This is a genomic window from Streptomyces sp. NPDC046727 (assembly GCF_040645635.1).
Lineage (GTDB): Bacteria > Actinomycetota > Actinomycetes > Streptomycetales > Streptomycetaceae > Streptomyces.
This window is the reverse complement of record NZ_JBEYYR010000031.1, coordinates 39,152-54,470: the sequence shown is the minus strand read 5'-3', so window position 1 is coordinate 54,470 and position 15,319 is coordinate 39,152. Positions and strand designations below refer to the sequence as shown.

The following is a 15,319-nucleotide window of genomic DNA, read 5'->3' as shown; positions in this document are numbered from 1 at the left end:
ATCCTGGCTTCAAATTATCCGCGGACTGTGCCCTACCTACGGAAGTGCCCCCCTCGCGCATTACGATCAGCGAGCGCCACCGTCCACGCCCCTTTCCCCTCCAGAAGGACACGCCTCATGGGTTCCGGCAAGAACAGCAGCACCGCGGCGCGCAAGGCGCGCATCGAGGAGATGCGGCGCGCCGAGCGTGCCCGGGAGCGCCGTAACCGGGTCCTCACCATCGCCGCCAGTGTGGTGGTCGTCGCCGGTCTCGTCGTCGGCGGTGTGGTCCTGGTGAACTCACAGTCGGACAAATCCAACAAGAACGACACGATCGCGAGCGGTGACGCGAAGAACTCCGGGGACTCCGGGGGCTTCACCACCGGCAAGGACGGCGTGAAGACCTGGTCCGGCAAGCTGTCCCGGACGCACGTGACGACCAAGGTGTCGTACCCGATGCACCCGCCGGTCGGCGGCAACCACAACCCGGTCTGGCTGAACTGCAACGGCGACGTCTACACCGAGCCGGTGCAGGACGAGAACGCCGTGCACGCACTGGAGCACGGCGCGGTCTGGGTGACGTACACCGGCAAGGCCAAGAAGTCCGACGTCGACGCGCTCGCGGCGAAGGTGAAGAAGACCCCGTACTCGCTGATGAGCCCGTACGAGAACCAGGACGCCCCGCTGATCCTTTCGGCGTGGGGGCACCAGGTGGCGGTGAAGAGCGCGAAGGACCCGGAAGTGGACAAGTTCTTCGCCACCTACGTGCAGGGGCAGCAGACGCCCGAGCCGGGCGCCTCGTGCACCGGCGGGGTCATGAAGTGAGGCGGCAGCACATCGGCTGGGTCGCCGGGGCCGCGGCGGCGGTGCTCGTCGCGGGCGGCGCGATCACCTACGCGGTCGCCGAGGAAACCGGCTCGGCGGAGACGAAGACGCCGGGCGCGGAGTCGGCCGACGCCGGCTTCGCGCGGGACATGGCCGTCCATCACCAGCAGGCCGTCGAGATGTCGTACATCGTGCGGGACCGCACGAAGGACGAGGAGGTGCGGCGGCTCGCGTACGACATCGCGCAGACCCAGGCCAACCAGCGCGGGATGCTGCTGGGCTGGCTGGACCTGTGGGGGCTGCCGAAGGTGTCGGCCGAGCCGCCGATGACCTGGATGGGCATGGGCGGGATGGCCTCCGGCAAGGACGGCGCGCTGATGCCGGGGATGGCCACGAACACCGACCTGAAGAAGCTCCAGACGCTGAGCGGCAAGCAGGCCGAGGTCTTCTACCTCCAGCTCATGACGGACCACCACAAGGGCGGCATCCACATGGCCGAGGGCTGTGTCGCCAAGTGCACCGTCGGCGTGGAGAAGCGGCTCGCGCAGGGCATGGTCGACGCGCAGCAGTCGGAGATCGAGCTGATGGCCGGGATGCTCAAGGAGCGGGGCGCGCAACCCCGTTCGTAACACCGCCGTAAGGACGAAGCCGCCAAATCGCCCTATGCGGCGGTTACTTGAGCTTCTCTTGACTTTTACGTTCCCCTGGCATGAACGGTTCATCGACAGAGTGGCCCCCATCGTGTGATCCACTCGCCGGCCGACACCGCCGCGGGCCGGCGCGCGCATCCGCGACGTACCGACCACCACTACGTGCATGCGAACCGCATCGCAGGGGGTTCTATGAGATCCAACCGCGCCACCGTGCGCGCCGGTGTGAGCATGGCAGCGACACTGCCCATGATCGCCGGCGCGCTGGCGCTGGGCATACCCGCGGCACACGCTGCGGACAGCCCCGCTCGTGACGTACTGAAGGGCACCAAGCCGCTGTGGGCCACGGCCAAGGCGGACAAGGGCGCGACCCCGGACAGCGCGAAGGTCAAGGCCCGGGTCTACCTGGCCGGCAAGGACGCGGCCGGACTCGCCGCCTACGCCAAGGCGGTGTCCGATCCCAGCTCGCCGCTGTACGGCAAGTACCTGAGCGCCAAGAAGGCGCAGGCGCGCTTCGGCGCCACCAAGGCCCAGGTGGCCGCGGTCACGTCCTGGCTGAAGTCGGCCGGTCTGACCGTCACCGAGGTCACCCCGCACTACGTCGCCGTCTCCGGTGACGTGGCCGCCGCCGAGAAGGCGTTCGGCACGCAGCTGCACAACTTCGCCAAGGGCTCGAAGACGTACCGCGCCCCGGCGCGCACGGCCTCCGTCCCGGCGGCCCTGAAGGGCGCGGTCCTCACGGTCACCGGCCTGGACAGCGCCCCGCACAAGGCGCACCACGACGACCAGCTGCCGCCGCCGGACGCCGTGTTCAAGAACTCGGGCCCGTTCTCGTCGTACTACGGCTCGAACATCGCGACCACGCTCCCGGACGCGTACGGCTCGAAGATCCCGTACGCGGTCAAGGGCTACACCGGCAAGCAGCTGCGCGCGGCCTACGGCGCGGGCACGTACACCGGCCGCGGTGTCCGCATCGCGATCACGGACGCGTACGCCTCCCCGACGATCGCCTACGACGCGGGCACGTACGCCCTCAAGAACGGTGACGCGGCCTGGAAGACCGGCCAGCTGCACCAGGTGCTGCCGAAGAACTACACCAAGACCGAGGAGTGCGGCGCGGCCGGCTGGTACGGCGAGGAGACCCTCGACGTCGAGGCGGTGCACGCGGTCGCCCCGAACGCCGACGTCACCTACGTGGGCGCGTCCTCCTGCTACGACGACGACCTGCTGGACTCGCTCAGCAAGATCGTCGACAACCACCTGGCCGACATCGTCTCCAACTCCTGGGGCGACGTCGAGGCCAACCAGACGCCCGACCTCGCCGCCGCCTACGACCAGGTGTTCCAGCTGGGCGCGGTGCAGGGCATCGGCTTCTACTTCTCCTCCGGCGACGACGGCGACCAGGCCGCGGCCTCCGGGGTCAAGCAGGTCGACACCCCGGCCAACTCGGCGTGGGTGACCGCGGTCGGCGGCACCTCGCTGGCCGTCGGCAAGGGCGAGAAGTACCTGTGGGAGACCGGCTGGGGCACCCAGAAGGCCTCGCTGTCGGCCGACGGCAAGAGCTGGACGAACTTCCCCGGCACGTTCACCTCGGGCGCGGGCGGCGGCACCAGCAAGACGGTGCCGCAACCGTACTACCAGAAGAACGTCGTCCCGAAGGCGCTGGCCACGGCCAACAACGCCGCCGGCAACCGCGTCGTCCCGGACATCGCGGCCATCGCCGACCCGAACACCGGCTTCCTGGTCGGCCAGACCCAGACCTTCCCGGACGGCTCGGAGCAGTACAGCGAGTACCGCATCGGCGGCACCTCGCTGGCCGCCCCGGTGATCGCGGCGGTCCAGGCCCTCGGCCAGGAGGCGCGCGGCGGCAAGGCGATCGGCTTCGCCAACCCGTCGATCTACGCCAAGTACGGCAAGAAGGGCGTCTACCACGACGTCACGGACGACCCGACGGGGTCCGGGCTGGCCGTGGCCCGCGTGGACTTCGTGAACGGCCTGGACGCCTCCGGCGGCCTCGCCACCTCGGTCCGCAGCCTCGGCAAGGACAGCTCGCTGTCTGCAGTGAAGGGCTACGACGACGTGACGGGCGTGGGTTCGCCTGCGGGCGGGTACGTGGAGTCGTTCCGGCGGCGTTGAGTCGCTGATCCGCTGAAGCGGCAGGGGCGTGGGGCGTTGAACGCCTCACGCCCCCGTTGCGTCATGCGGTCTTGAGCGCGGTGATGAAGGGGGTCCAGGCGGTGGGGGTGAGGAGGAGGGCCGGGCCGTCGGGGAGCTTGGAGTCGCGTACGGGGACGAGGCCGGGGATGTTGGGGGCTACTTCGACGCAGTTGCCGCCGTCACCGTTGCTATAGCTGCTCTTGAACCAGAGCGCTTCACTCAAGTCGATCCGGTTGCTTGCCATTTCGGTAATCCTCTGCCGCTGCCTTGATCATGGCGAGGGACGTGTCTGGTGACTGCGCGACGGCCCTGAGCCGATCGTATGCCTTGCGGTACTGCTTCACGAGCGCCGGATCGTCAACGGTGTCCCCACTGTAGGACGCCTCGGTGTAGATCAACGGTGGAGCATCCGGGAAGTCCATGATCATGACGGACGCCACCATCAGGGGATACGCGCCACACTTCCGCGAAACGATCTGCGGAGTGATCCGGCGCCGTTCCGCCAACTGCGCGATGCGGTCAAGCTGCGCGGTCATGTCCTGGGCCGACAGGAGCGGCTCGGTGACCAGCGACTCGTGCAGGATCGCCCAGTACTCCGGGGTGGCGTGGTCATCCTCGAAGAGGCGGGCGCGAGCAAGACGGGCCGTCACTTTCTCCTCGACCCACTCGTCGGAGGCCGCCGGGTGAGCCGACCGGACCATGGCCCGCGCATACGACGCCGTCTGGAGCAGCCCGGGGAACGTGATGGGGCACCACTCCTCAATGGACTCCGCGTACTTCTCCGCCTCCAGGACTTTCTCGAAGTACGCGGCATGCGGCCCCCGCCGCGCCTTCCGCACATCCTCGCAATGCCGCTCGAAGAACCCGTCGGTTCCCAGCACCCGGTCCGCATGCCGAGCCAGGTCGAGCGGCATTCTCCGCTCCCCGCGCTCGATGTCGCTGAGGTAGGTCTTGCCGTAGAAGCTGCCCTCAAGGAACGTTTCCAGCGACAGGCCGGCCGCCTCCCTCTTCCACCGCAGCTCCTTGCCGTAAAAGGTGGGGACGCTCATCGAGCCGTCAATGTCCTTGCCCCGAGCCACCGCTCGCCCTCCTCCGCTGCCCTGGTCGCGAACGCGAAACCTCTTTCACGGTAGCGAGTCCGGCGACACGCTGTGAGCCGTTCGTCACACACCGCACAGAAGGTGGCTGCCGCCCATGCCGGACCACTCCCCCACCGCCTACGACGTGACCCTCTGCGTCGAGGACCTGCGCGCCGCGCTCGCCCTGCACGGCATCACGCTCCCGTCCCTCCGCGTCGACCTGCCGAGCTTGGCAAGTACGTACTGTCCGCCAGCCGGACTGGTCACGCTCGGGAACTGCAACACGGCCACGGCACGCGCCCTGGCCGCCGCGCTGAGGAAGACGGCGGCCGAGTGATGCCCCCGATGGAGTTCCATCTGCTCGCCACGCCGAAGGCGGCACCGGACCTGCGCTACCACCTCCGCGAGCACGAGTACGAGGTCCGCCTGTGCGTAACCGAGTTGCTGACGAACGTGATTGACCACGTCGGCGAGGGCACACCGGTGACCGTCAGGGTCATCGGTACGGCGGATCACGGCCGTACCCGTATCGAGGTGACCGACCCCGACCCGCGCGTGTTGCCCGTCCGCCTCTCCGCCATGGAAACGGAGGAGTCCGGGCGGGGGTTGGCTCTCCTCGACGCGCTTGCCGAGAGGTGGGGCGTGGAGCAGTGGCCGGACCGGAAGACGGTGTGGTGCGAGCTGTGAAGTTGCCGTTGGGCCGCCCGCTTCTTTGGCCAGTGTCGGGCTTCCGCGAGGTGAGTCAAGGGCGCTCCCGTTCCGCTGCGCTCCACTCCCGCGTCGCCTTCGGCGATGGCCCTCCGGGCCACCCTTGACACACCTCGCTCCAGCCCGGGTGAGAAGCGAGCGGGCAGCCCGGGGAAAGTGGCCGGCTGAGGTCCGTTGGCCCCTTGGGTCGGCTGCGTCCGCATCGTGGGGAGGGCGGCGCGTCCGCGCCTCGCCTGCACGCCGGGTCGGCTCAGCGGCATGCGGCCGGTGGGTGGTGCGCGCTCGCGCCTCGCATGGACGCCGGGTGGGATTGGCGGCGAGCGGTGGGTGGGGGGTGGGTGCGCGGGCGCGCCTCGCCAGCACGCCGGGTGGGTTTGGCGGCTGCGGGCTGCGGGTGGGGCGCGGTCACGGGTGGCCTGCACGCCGGGTCGGCTTAGCGGCATGCGGCCGGTGGGGGTGGGTGCGCGGGCGCGCCTCGCCAGCACGCCCGGTGGGTTTGGCGGCTGCGGGCTGCGGGTGGGGCGCGGTCACGGGTGGCCTGCACGCCGGGTCGGCTTAGCGGCGAGCGGTGGGTGGGAGGGTGCGCGGTCGGGCCTCGGATGGAGGCCGCGTGGGTTTGGCGTCTTGCGGCGGTTGGGCGGGTGCGCCACCGCGCCTCGCACGGACGCCGCGCGGGCTTGGCGGCCCGCTGAGGCCGTCCCATCAGCCCCTCACGTCACACGACAGCCGTGATTGGCGGACTTGGGCCACCTTCATCGGCTATCCCTCCTCGCCTGCCTTGGACATTGCCGCCCCCGGCTGGCCCAGATCCGCCAATCCCTCCATGGGAGGCGCCAGTGAGGCCCCATGACGACGAGGGAGAGCCGCCAATCCCACCCGGCGTCCATGCGAGGCCCGACCGCGCCCCACCCGCCACCCGCAGCCGCCGATCCCACTCGGCGTGCAGGCGAGACGGGACCGCGCACCCACCACCCACCGCAAGTCGCCAAGCCCACCCGGCGTGCAGGCGAGGCGAGACCGCGCACCCACCACCCACCGCAAGTCGCCAAACCCACCCGGCGTCCATGCGAGACGCGAGCGCGCACCCCCACCCCCACCCACCGCTCGCCGCCAAACCCACCCGGCGTCCATGCGAGGCGCGAGCGCGCACCACCCACCCGCCGCTCGCCGCCATCCCCACCCGGCGTCCATGCGAGACGCGGCCGCGCACCCCCAGCCCAGGGCACGCACTCGACCCACCCCAGGGCCCGGTGCCGGTCAGGGCCACCGCCTTTCCGGGCCGCTCGCTCGCTTCTCACCCGGGCTGGAGCGAGGTGTGTCAAGGGTGGCCCGGAGGGCCATCGGCGGAGCCGACGCGGGAGTGGAGCGCAGCGGAACGGGAGCGCCCTTGACTCACCTCGCGGAAGCCCGACACTGGCCGAGAAGCGAGCGGCCCAACGGCCACTTCACCGCACCGCCAGCGGCCACACCCTCCCCCTGCCAACAGTCACCCGAAGCGCCCCCAGTGGGCCGGCGGATACCTTGGCGGCTCAGGCAGGTGAGAGAAGCCGTACCGGGGTGAGTCGTGGGTATAGAGCTGGAGTTGCGGGTCAAGCGGGCCGCGCGGGGGAAAGGGCGGCAGCGGGATGTCGTGATCCTTGGTTCCCACGAGCACGGGGACGCGCTCGCCCAGGCCCTGGACGGGGTGGTCCGGGGTCGTCTCGCGCGGGTCGATCCCTACCGGGACACCCGCTTCACCGAGCAGGACGCGGAGGCCGCCCTTCCTGAGGTGGCCGCCCTGGTACGGGAGTGCACCGACCCGGCCCAGAGAGCGGCCCTGCTCGATCTGGCCGAGCTGCTGCGGGCCTGCGCCGCGACGCCGGGGGGCTGTCTCTGGTTCGTCGGCGACTAGGGGCTTCTAGCCGTACCAGCACCCGTACCCGCACCAGTACGCCCACCCGTACCCATGCCCGCCGCCGGCGTCAGTGGTGCAGCGCGCCCGACTCCTCCGGTACGCGTCCCGCAACCACCCGGCCCACCGACGGAGTCGCCCGCCTGCGGTCCACCGCGTACGCCACGCTCGCCACGCCCAGGCCCAGGACCGCGAGGGCCGCGCCCGCGAGTGCCGGGGACGTCGTACCGAAGCCGGCCGCGAGGGCCAGGCCGCCGATCCAGGCGCCGCCGGCGTTGGCCAGGTTGAAGGCGGCCTGGTTGGCGGAGGAGGCGAGGGAGGGGGCCGCCGCGGCCTTCTCCATCACCATCAGCTGGAGCGGGGAGCCGGTCACGAAGGCCGCCATGCCGAGGAGGGCCACCGCGAGGGCCGCGCTCCACTCCGCCCACATCAGGAAGGGGAAGAGCACGAGGACGACCGCCAGGGACGCCAGGCCGCCGAAGAGGGTGCCGCGCAGGGAGTGGTCCGCGAGACGGCCGCCCAGCAGGTTGCCGGCGGTCGCGCCCACGCCGAAGAGGGCGAGGAGCAGGGTCACGTTGGTCTCGGCGAAGCCCGCCGCGTCGGTCAGCATCGGCGTCACGTAGCTGTAGGCGGCGAAGAGCGCGCCGAAGCCCGCCACCGTCGTACCGAGGGCCAGCCAGACCGGCACCGACCTCAGGGCGGCCAGTTCGCCGCGCAGGCCCGCCGTAGGAGCGGACGCGTGATCGTGCGGGATGAGGAGGGCGAGGGAGGCGATCGCCGCCACGCCGATCACGCTCACCGCGAGGAACGTCGCCCGCCAGCCGAAGTGCTGGCCCATGAGGGTGGCGGCGGGCACACCGGCGATGTTGGCGACGGTCAGGCCGAGGAACATCAGGGACACCGAGCGGGCCTTGCGCTCCGGCGGGACCATCGCCGTGGCGACGACCGCGCCCACGCCGAAGAAGGCGCCGTGCGGCAGGCCGCTGAGGAAGCGGGCGGCCAGCAGGGAGCCGTTGCCGGGGGCGAGCGCGGAGAGCGCGTTGCCGACGACGAAGAGGGCCATCAGGCCGATGAGCACCGTGCGGCGGGACATCCGGGCGGTGAGCGCGGCCAGCAGCGGGGCGCCGATGACGACGCCCAGTGCGTACGCCGAGACCAGGTGCCCGGCGCTGGGGATGGAGATGTGCAGGTCGTCCGCGACGTCGGGGAGCAGCCCCATCATCACGAACTCGGTGGTACCGATACCGAAAGCGCCGACGGCCAGTGCGAGCAGGGCCAGGGGCATGAAGGGCCTGTGCCTTTCGAAGTAAGAGAGCGGGGTTCCGTGACCAGATTATGTTCAGCTACGGAACAAAGCCTCTCAGGCCCAGTATTCCTGCCGGTTACGAGGACGTGTCCAGCTTCACACGGGCCGCCACCGGCAGGTGGTCGCTGTTCGTCCGCGGCAGCGTCCAGGAGCTCTCCGGCTCGACGCCCTTGACCATGATCTGGTCGATGCGCGCCATCGGGAACGACGCCGGCCAGCTGAACCCGAAACCGCTGCCCGCCGCGCCCTGCGTGGAGCGCAGCTGCGAGGTGACGGCGTTGAGCGAGCGGTCGTTCATCGTACCGTTCAGGTCACCGAGGAGGACGACCTGCTTCAGGGGCTCGTCGGCGATGGCCTCGCCCAGCGCGTCGGCGCTCTTGTCCCGCTGCCGGGCGGTGAATCCGGCCTCCATCTTCACCCGCACCGAGGGCAGGTGCGCGACATAGACCGCGACCGGGCCCCGCGGGGTCGTCACGGTGGCGCGCATCGCCCGCTTCCAGCCGAGCTTGATGTCGACGGCGTGGACGTCGGTCATCGGGTACCTGCTCCACAGCCCGACGGTGCCGACCACCGCGTGGTGCTTGTACGTCGGCGCGAGCGCCTTCTCGTAGACGGGGACGGAGGAGGCCGGCAGTTCCTCCAGGGCCAGCACGTCGGCACCGGACGCGGCGACGTCGGTGGCGGTCGCGGCCGGGTCGGGGTTGTCGGCGTTGACGTTGTGGGTGGCCACCATGAGGTCGCCGAGGTCGCCGCCGCCGCCCGACTTGTCGGTCAGCAGCCCGCCGAAGAGGTTGAGCCACACGATCGCCGGCAGCGTCACGGCGATGAGCGCGGTCGCCGACTTCCGGATCAGACCGAGCACCAGCAACACCGGGACGGCCAGGCCCAGCCACGGCAGAAACGTCTCGGTGAGACTGCCGAGATTGCCGATGACGTTGGGGATGCGGGAGTGCACCAGCATCACCAGGGCGAGCAGCAGGGCCAGTACGGCGAGGACGATGCCGCGACGCCAGACGCGTGGATCGCCCCGCCAGCCGGCGAACAGACGGTGCGCGAGGCGCCGAAGCCGGGATCCCGGTCGCTCGGGCCCCGAGCCGCCGCCCGCCGTCTCCGTCATGTACGCCTGCTGCGCCATACCGTCTGCCTCACTGCCTGCCGTGCACACCGTTCGCCCCCGTGCTCTTCCGACCCTAGGGGATGATCGGCTCCGTTCCCGCCGTCCCATGACGGCCGTACGGAAGACGAGGACGAAGGAAGCCGTGCCGGGAGTTCCTGTCACCCCCGGTGCCGGCGAGGTCTGTGACGAAACGTGCACATTAGTGCTACGAGGCCGTCGAGCTGACGGGTCGTAGGCCCTCCAGGACCGTGTCGACGATCTGCTCCGCCAGCCCCTCGGGCAGCTCGGCGTCGGGGCGCATGACCGAGCGGACGAGCATGGGGCCGACGAACATGTCGTTGGCCAGCTCCAGGTCGACGTCCGCCCGGATCTCGCCGTTCTCCTGCGCGCGGCGCAGCACGTCCAGGGCGACGACGCGCCGGGGCGCTATGACGCTCGCGTGGTAGGCCGCCCAGATCCGGGGGGCGGACTTCATCTGCGCGTACACGTTGTGCAGGATGGCCGACGAACGGCTCATGAGCCCGCGCTGGCGCAGGGCCTCCAGCAGTACGACGAGGTCGTCGCGCAGGGAGGTGCCGGGGAGTACGGGGTCGGGGGGTTCGGCGGCGCGTACGACGTCGACGAACAGTTCCTCCTTGCCGCTCCAGCGGCGGTAGATGGTGGCCTTGCCGACGCCGGCCGTGCGCGCGACCCGCTCGATGGACAGCTCGGCGAGGGGCACGCCCTCCTCCAGGAGCTTCATCACGCCTTCCAGGATGGCGCGTTCCACGGCTTCGCTGCGCGGGCGGCCCCGCGCGGGCGCCTCCGGGCGCGTCCGGCTGTCGGCAAGGCTCACGTCGGTCCGTCCTCTCGCTGTGCTGGGGGAATTGTCCCGCAGCCGCCTCCCTGCCCGGTGGAAGTGACCGGGGACCTCAGTCCCGCGCGGCGACCAGCTCCGCCTCCTTCGCGTCCTGCGGTGCGGCCGGCGGCTTGCCCGGCAGGAACAGCGCGGTGACCACGGCGCCGACCAGCGCGACGCCCGTACCGCACAGGGCGGTGATGTGCATGGCGTGCAGGAACGCGTCGTGGGCGGGCGTGACCAGGGCCTCGCCGCGCGGGCCGAGCTTCTCGGCGATGCCGAGGGTGGCCTCGATGGACTCGGCGGCGGTGTCGCGCAGGCCGGGCGGCAGCGCGCCGAGCTTGCCCTCGATGCCGTTGCGGTAGGAGGTGGCGAGCACCGAGCCGAGGACGGCGATGCCGAGGGCGCCGCCGACCTGGCGGAAGGTGTTGCTGAGCGCGGAGGCGGAGCCGGCCTTCTCGCGGGGCAGGGCCTGCATGATGACGACCGAGGTCGGCGTCATGATGTGCGCCATGCCGGTGCCCATGAGGAAGAAGACGACCTCCAGCAGCCAGATGGGGGTGTCGGCCTCGAAGGTGGCGAACGCGGCCAGCGTCACCGCGATCAGCACCAGGCCGGCGGTGGTGGTGGCCTTGTTGCCGAACCGGTCGACCAGCAGCCGGGCGCGGGGCGCGAAGATCAGCTGGGCGGCGGCGAGCGGCAGCATCAGCACGCCGGACTCCAGCGGGGAGTAGCCGCGCACGCTCTGGGTGTAGAAGACGCCGAAGAACGTGACGCCCATCAGCGCGAAGAAGACCAGCGCGATGGCGCTCATGGCGGCCGAGAAGACCTTGTTCTTGAAGTAGGTGACGTCCAGCGACGGGTGGTCGCTGCGCTTCTCGAAGACGACGAAGGCGGTCAGGACGGCGAGTCCGGCGAGGATGGTGGCCAGCACCTTGGGGTCGGTGAAGTCGGCCAGTTCGCCGCCCTTGATGATGCCGTAGACCAGCAGGACGAGGCCGACGACGGACAGGACCACGCCGACGGGGTCGAGGCGGCCGGGCCGGGGGTCGCGGGAGTCGGGCACCAGCCAGGCCATCAGGGCGAGCGCGACGATCACGATCGGCACGTTGACGAAGAAGACCGAGCCCCACCAGAAGTGGTCGAGCAGCGCGCCGCCGGTGATCGGGCCGATGGCGATGGCGAGGCCGACGCCGCCGGCCCAGATGCCGATGGCCTTGGGCTGCTCCTCGCGTTCGAAGACGTTCATGAGGACGGCGAGGGTGGCGGGCATGACGAAGGCGGCACCGAGGGCCATCAGCGCGCGGTAGGCGATCAGCTGGCCGGGCGAGCCGGACTCGGCGGCGAGCGCGGAGCCGATGCCGAACACGGCGATGCCTCCGAGCAGCACCTTCTTGCGGCCGAGCCGGTCGCCGACGAGGCCGGCGGTGAAGAGCAGGCCGGCGAAGACGAGGGTGTAGGCGTTGATCGCCCACTCGATCTCGCTCTGCGTGGCGCCGAGGCCGGTGGGCGCCGGGGTGGAGATGGTCTTGATGGCGACGTTCAGGATCGAGTTGTCGAGCACCACGATGAGCAGGCTCAGCATCAGCACGCCGAGGATCGCCCAACGGCGCCGGTGCACCGCTTCCGGTATCCGGGAAGGGGCGGGGGCAGGACTTGTCATGTGTTCGAGACTACGATCATTCCGATACGGAACGGTCTCGTATCTTATTTCTTTACCAATGCCTTACACAGCTCGTTCTCGGCCACTGTCGGGGATCACAGGGGCCCCCTCTGGCTCTGTCTGGCACGAGGTGCCACCATGGAGGCGAATCCGGGGACGCCGTAATGGGCGCCTCGAGATGACTGAAGGAGCCATTGCCATGACGCAGCTTCCGGCTGCCCAGACTGTGCAGAACAGGCCCTCCGACGGCAGCAAGGCGCTGTACGGAGGGAAGGGCACCCGCCGCATCACCGTGCGCGACATCGCCCTCGCCAAGGAGCGGGGCGAGAAGTGGCCCATGCTCACCGCCTACGACGCGATGACCGCGTCCGTCTTCGACGAGGCCGGGATCCCGGTGATCCTCGTCGGCGACTCGGCGGGCAACTGCCACCTCGGGTACGAGACGACCGTGCCCGTCACCCTCGACGAGATGACGATGCTGTCCGCGGCCGTGGTCCGCGGCACGCAGCGCTCCCTGATCGTCGGCGACCTCCCCTTCGGCTCGTACCAGGAGGGTCCGGTGCAGGCGCTGCGCTCGGCGACCCGGCTGGTGAAGGAGGCCGGGGTCGGCGCGGTCAAGCTGGAGGGCGGCGAGCGTTCGCACGAACAGATCCGGCTGCTGGTGGAGTCCGGCATCCCGGTCATGGCCCACATCGGGCTGACCCCGCAGTCCGTCAACGCGATGGGCTACCGCGTGCAGGGGCGCGGCGAGGAGGCTGCCCAGCAGCTGCTGCGCGATGCGAAGGCCGTGCAGGACGCGGGCGCGTTCGCGGTCGTCCTGGAGCTGGTGCCGGCGGAGCTGGCCGCCGAGGTGACGCGGGTGCTGCACATCCCGACCGTCGGCATCGGCGCGGGCCCGGAGACGGACGCGCAGGTCCTGGTGTGGACCGACATGCTCGGCCTGACCTCCGGCCGGGTCCCGAAGTTCGTCAAGAAGTACGCGAATCTGCGTGAGGTCATGGGCAACGCGGCGAAGGAGTTCGCGGAGGACGTCGTCGGCGGGACCTTCCCGCTGGAGGAGCACAGCGTCCACTAGCCATTGCGGCAACACCCCGGACAGCCCGCCGATCTTCCCCCGTCGGCGGGCTGTCCCCTTTTTTGCGCCCGCAGTGGTCGTCAGCGTCTTGTCGGTGGCTGTCGGTGGCTGTCGGTGGCTGTCGGCGGCCTGTCGGTGGTTTGTCGGTGGGGCCTGGCACCTTCTTCCCCATGACGCGAATCGACGACAACCCCGCCGGCGGCCGCTCCGCCGTGACCGTACGGGGGCTGGTCAAGCACTACGGCGAGACCAAGGCACTGGACGGTGTCGACCTGGACGTGCGCGAGGGCACCGTGATGGGTGTGCTCGGGCCGAACGGCGCCGGCAAGACCACCCTCGTACGGATTCTGTCCACCCTCATCACCCCGGACGCCGGCCAGGCCGTCGTGGCCGGCTACGACGTCGTACGGCAGCCCCGGCAGCTGCGCCGGGTGATAGGACTGACCGGACAGTACGCCTCCGTGGACGAGAAGCTCCCGGGCTGGGAGAACCTGTACCTGATCGGCCGCCTGCTGGACCTGTCCCGCAAGGACGCCCGCGCCCGCGCCGACGAGCTGCTGGAGCGGTTCTCGCTGACCGAGGCCGCCCGGCGGCCGGCGAGCACCTACTCCGGTGGCATGCGGCGGCGGCTGGACCTCGCCGCCTCGATGATCGGCCGGCCGGCCGTGCTCTACCTGGACGAGCCGACGACCGGACTCGACCCCCGCACCCGCAACGAGGTGTGGGACGAGGTCAAGGCCATGGTCGGCGACGGCGTCACCGTGCTGCTCACCACCCAGTACATGGAGGAGGCCGAGCAGCTCGCCTCCGAGCTGACCGTGGTGGACCGCGGCAAGGTCATCGCCAAGGGCGGGATCGAGGAGCTGAAGGCCCGCGTCGGCGGACGCACCCTGCGCGTCCGCCCGGTCGACCCCCTGGAGCTGGGCCCGCTCGCCACCATGCTGGACGAGCTGGGCATCACCGGACTCGCGGCCACCACCGTGGACGCCGAGACCGGCACCCTGCTGGTGCCGATCCTCAGCGACGAGCAGCTGACCGCCGTGGTCGGCGCGGTCACCGCGCGCGGCATCACGATCTCCTCCATCACCACCGAACTGCCCAGCCTGGACGAGGTGTTCCTGTCCCTCACCGGCCACCGCGCCAGTGCCCCGCAGGACACCACGCCCGCCGACGACCTCCAGGAGGTCACCGTATGAGCGCCGCCGCTCTCTCCCCGTCCCAGGCCGCCGCGAAGGTCGACACGCCGATCCCGCTGCGCGCCCACCTCCGGCACACCGGGGCGCTGATCCGCCGCAACCTGCTGTGGATCCGGCAGGACCCGGAGTCGATGTTCGACGCCATCCTCTTCCCGGTGATCTTCACCCTGCTGTTCGTGTACGTCTTCGGCGGCTCCATCGGGCAGTCGCTGGGCGGCGGCGGCCAGGACCGGTACGTCCAGTACGTGATCCCCGGACTCCTCGCCATGATGGGCATGAACATGGCCCAGGGCGTGGGCACCGGCTTCAACCAGGACTTCAACTCCGGTGTCATGGACCGCTTCCGCTCGCTGCCCATCGGGCGCGGCTCCGTCCTCTTCGCGAAGATCGCGGTGGAGCTGATGCGGATGCTGTTCGCGACCGTGGTCCTGCTGGTGGTCGCGCTCCTCGTCGGCTACGACGTGCACAGCTGGGGCGGCCTGCTCGCCTCCATCGGGCTGTCCGCGGTGTTCGGCTCCGCGCTGATGTGGGTGTTCCTGACCCTCGGCGTCGTGATGAAGAGCGCCCAGTCGGTGCAGGCGATGGGCTTCCTGGTGCTGATGCCGCTGCAGTTCGGCTCGTCGATCTTCGCGCCGACCGCGACGATGCCGGGCTGGCTGCAGGCGTTCACCGACTACAACCCGCTCTCCGCGCTGGCCGACACCGCGCGCGGGCTGATGGAGGGCGGCCCGGTCGCGCACCCGATGTGGGTGACGCTCATCTGGTCGGTCGGCCTCACCGCGCTCATGGCCCCGGTCGCCATCCACAAGTTCCGTACGAAGAGCTGACGTTCCGC

General features: G+C 70.5%; 15 protein-coding genes. 9 read left to right on the top strand and 6 right to left on the bottom strand.

Annotated elements, in window-relative coordinates; translation table 11 throughout:
- Positions 1 to 117 precede the first annotated feature (117 nt).
- The 3 genes from ABZ937_RS30880 (at position 118) to ABZ937_RS30870 (ending at position 3,590) form a co-directional block, all read left to right on the top strand.
- Positions 118 to 804 (top strand): DUF3105 domain-containing protein, encoded by a 687-nt coding sequence (locus tag ABZ937_RS30880; protein ID WP_361696628.1) that lies wholly within the window; start codon positions 118 to 120, stop codon positions 802 to 804.
- Positions 801 to 1,433: a DUF305 domain-containing protein gene (locus ABZ937_RS30875; RefSeq protein ID WP_361696626.1), complete on the top strand. Its 633-nt coding sequence runs from the start codon at positions 801 to 803 to the stop codon at positions 1,431 to 1,433. The genes ABZ937_RS30880 and ABZ937_RS30875 overlap by 4 nt, the downstream gene beginning before the upstream one ends.
- Positions 1,434 to 1,646: 213 nt before the next feature.
- On the top strand, positions 1,647 to 3,590 hold the full coding sequence (locus tag ABZ937_RS30870) for a S53 family peptidase (protein ID WP_361696625.1): 1,944 nt from the start codon (positions 1,647 to 1,649) through the stop codon (positions 3,588 to 3,590).
- Between the two features lie 61 nt (positions 3,591 to 3,651).
- Here the strand turns inward: ABZ937_RS30870 and ABZ937_RS30865 are convergent, their stop codons facing one another.
- Positions 3,652 to 3,855 carry a DUF397 domain-containing protein gene (locus tag ABZ937_RS30865; protein WP_361696624.1) on the bottom strand — a complete coding sequence of 68 codons (204 nt, stop codon included), beginning with the start codon at positions 3,853 to 3,855 and terminating at the stop codon, positions 3,652 to 3,654.
- Positions 3,827 to 4,690: a helix-turn-helix transcriptional regulator gene (locus tag ABZ937_RS30860; protein WP_361696623.1), complete on the bottom strand. Its 864-nt coding sequence runs from the start codon at positions 4,688 to 4,690 to the stop codon at positions 3,827 to 3,829. The genes ABZ937_RS30865 and ABZ937_RS30860 overlap by 29 nt, the downstream gene beginning before the upstream one ends.
- A 115-nt stretch (positions 4,691 to 4,805) precedes the next feature.
- On the opposite strand from ABZ937_RS30860, the gene ABZ937_RS30855 reads away from it, so the two are divergent.
- The 3 genes from ABZ937_RS30855 to ABZ937_RS30845 all read left to right on the top strand — a co-directional run bounded on the left by ABZ937_RS30855 (position 4,806) and on the right by ABZ937_RS30845 (position 7,289).
- Positions 4,806 to 5,027 carry a hypothetical protein gene (locus ABZ937_RS30855; protein ID WP_361696622.1) on the top strand — a complete coding sequence of 74 codons (222 nt, stop codon included), beginning with the start codon at positions 4,806 to 4,808 and terminating at the stop codon, positions 5,025 to 5,027.
- Entirely contained in the window at positions 5,027 to 5,377 is a 351-nt protein-coding gene (locus tag ABZ937_RS30850) for an ATP-binding protein (RefSeq protein WP_361696621.1), read from the top strand. Before ABZ937_RS30855 ends, ABZ937_RS30850 begins: the two co-directional genes overlap by 1 nt.
- A 1,585-nt stretch (positions 5,378 to 6,962) precedes the next feature.
- Complete coding sequence (locus tag ABZ937_RS30845; protein ID WP_361696620.1) at positions 6,963 to 7,289, top strand: hypothetical protein; 327 nt, start codon at positions 6,963 to 6,965, stop codon at positions 7,287 to 7,289.
- Between the two features lie 70 nt (positions 7,290 to 7,359).
- On the opposite strand, the gene ABZ937_RS30840 is transcribed toward ABZ937_RS30845, so the two are convergent.
- The 4 genes from ABZ937_RS30840 to ABZ937_RS30825 form a co-directional block, all read right to left on the bottom strand.
- Positions 7,360 to 8,574 (bottom strand): MFS transporter, encoded by a 1,215-nt coding sequence (locus ABZ937_RS30840; RefSeq protein WP_361696619.1) that lies wholly within the window; start codon positions 8,572 to 8,574, stop codon positions 7,360 to 7,362.
- Between the two features lie 97 nt (positions 8,575 to 8,671).
- Positions 8,672 to 9,730: an endonuclease/exonuclease/phosphatase family protein gene (locus ABZ937_RS30835; RefSeq protein ID WP_361696618.1), complete on the bottom strand. Its 1,059-nt coding sequence runs from the start codon at positions 9,728 to 9,730 to the stop codon at positions 8,672 to 8,674.
- 187 nt (positions 9,731 to 9,917) lie between these two features.
- On the bottom strand, positions 9,918 to 10,547 hold the full coding sequence (locus ABZ937_RS30830) for a TetR/AcrR family transcriptional regulator (protein ID WP_361696617.1): 630 nt from the start codon (positions 10,545 to 10,547) through the stop codon (positions 9,918 to 9,920).
- A 76-nt stretch (positions 10,548 to 10,623) separates the two neighbouring features.
- Complete coding sequence (locus ABZ937_RS30825; RefSeq protein WP_361696616.1) at positions 10,624 to 12,213, bottom strand: MFS transporter; 1,590 nt, start codon at positions 12,211 to 12,213, stop codon at positions 10,624 to 10,626.
- Between the two features lie 199 nt (positions 12,214 to 12,412).
- On the opposite strand from ABZ937_RS30825, the gene panB reads away from it, so the two are divergent.
- The 3 genes from panB (at position 12,413) to ABZ937_RS30810 (ending at position 15,311) form a co-directional block, all read left to right on the top strand.
- A complete protein-coding gene (gene panB / locus ABZ937_RS30820; RefSeq protein WP_361696615.1) occupies positions 12,413 to 13,288 on the top strand; it encodes a 3-methyl-2-oxobutanoate hydroxymethyltransferase in 876 nt (291 codons plus the stop codon).
- Positions 13,289 to 13,458: 170 nt separating this feature from the next.
- Positions 13,459 to 14,484 (top strand): ATP-binding cassette domain-containing protein, encoded by a 1,026-nt coding sequence (locus ABZ937_RS30815; RefSeq protein WP_361696614.1) that lies wholly within the window; start codon positions 13,459 to 13,461, stop codon positions 14,482 to 14,484.
- The gene (locus ABZ937_RS30810) at positions 14,481 to 15,311 is read left to right on the top strand and encodes an ABC transporter permease (RefSeq protein ID WP_361696613.1); all 831 of its coding nucleotides are present in this window, start codon (positions 14,481 to 14,483) and stop codon (positions 15,309 to 15,311) included. Before ABZ937_RS30815 ends, ABZ937_RS30810 begins: the two co-directional genes overlap by 4 nt.
- Positions 15,312 to 15,319 lie beyond the last annotated feature (8 nt).

Bases quoted from the DNA above. Each gene is read 5' to 3' on its own strand.
- ABZ937_RS30815 (WP_361696614.1), top strand. From the start codon at position 13,459: ATGACGCGAATCGACGACAACCCCGCCGGCGGCCGCTCCGCCGTGACC.
- ABZ937_RS30865 (WP_361696624.1), bottom strand. From the start codon at position 3,855: ATGGCAAGCAACCGGATCGACTTGAGTGAAGCGCTCTGGTTCAAGAGC.
- ABZ937_RS30880 (WP_361696628.1), top strand. From the start codon at position 118: ATGGGTTCCGGCAAGAACAGCAGCACCGCGGCGCGCAAGGCGCGCATC.
- ABZ937_RS30855 (WP_361696622.1), top strand. From the start codon at position 4,806: ATGCCGGACCACTCCCCCACCGCCTACGACGTGACCCTCTGCGTCGAG.
- ABZ937_RS30870 (WP_361696625.1), top strand. From the start codon at position 1,647: ATGAGATCCAACCGCGCCACCGTGCGCGCCGGTGTGAGCATGGCAGCG.
- panB (WP_361696615.1), top strand. From the start codon at position 12,413: ATGACGCAGCTTCCGGCTGCCCAGACTGTGCAGAACAGGCCCTCCGAC.
- ABZ937_RS30840 (WP_361696619.1), bottom strand. From the start codon at position 8,574: ATGCCCCTGGCCCTGCTCGCACTGGCCGTCGGCGCTTTCGGTATCGGT.
- ABZ937_RS30850 (WP_361696621.1), top strand. From the start codon at position 5,027: ATGCCCCCGATGGAGTTCCATCTGCTCGCCACGCCGAAGGCGGCACCG.
- ABZ937_RS30835 (WP_361696618.1), bottom strand. From the start codon at position 9,730: ATGGCGCAGCAGGCGTACATGACGGAGACGGCGGGCGGCGGCTCGGGG.
- ABZ937_RS30825 (WP_361696616.1), bottom strand. From the start codon at position 12,213: ATGACAAGTCCTGCCCCCGCCCCTTCCCGGATACCGGAAGCGGTGCAC.
- ABZ937_RS30810 (WP_361696613.1), top strand. From the start codon at position 14,481: ATGAGCGCCGCCGCTCTCTCCCCGTCCCAGGCCGCCGCGAAGGTCGAC.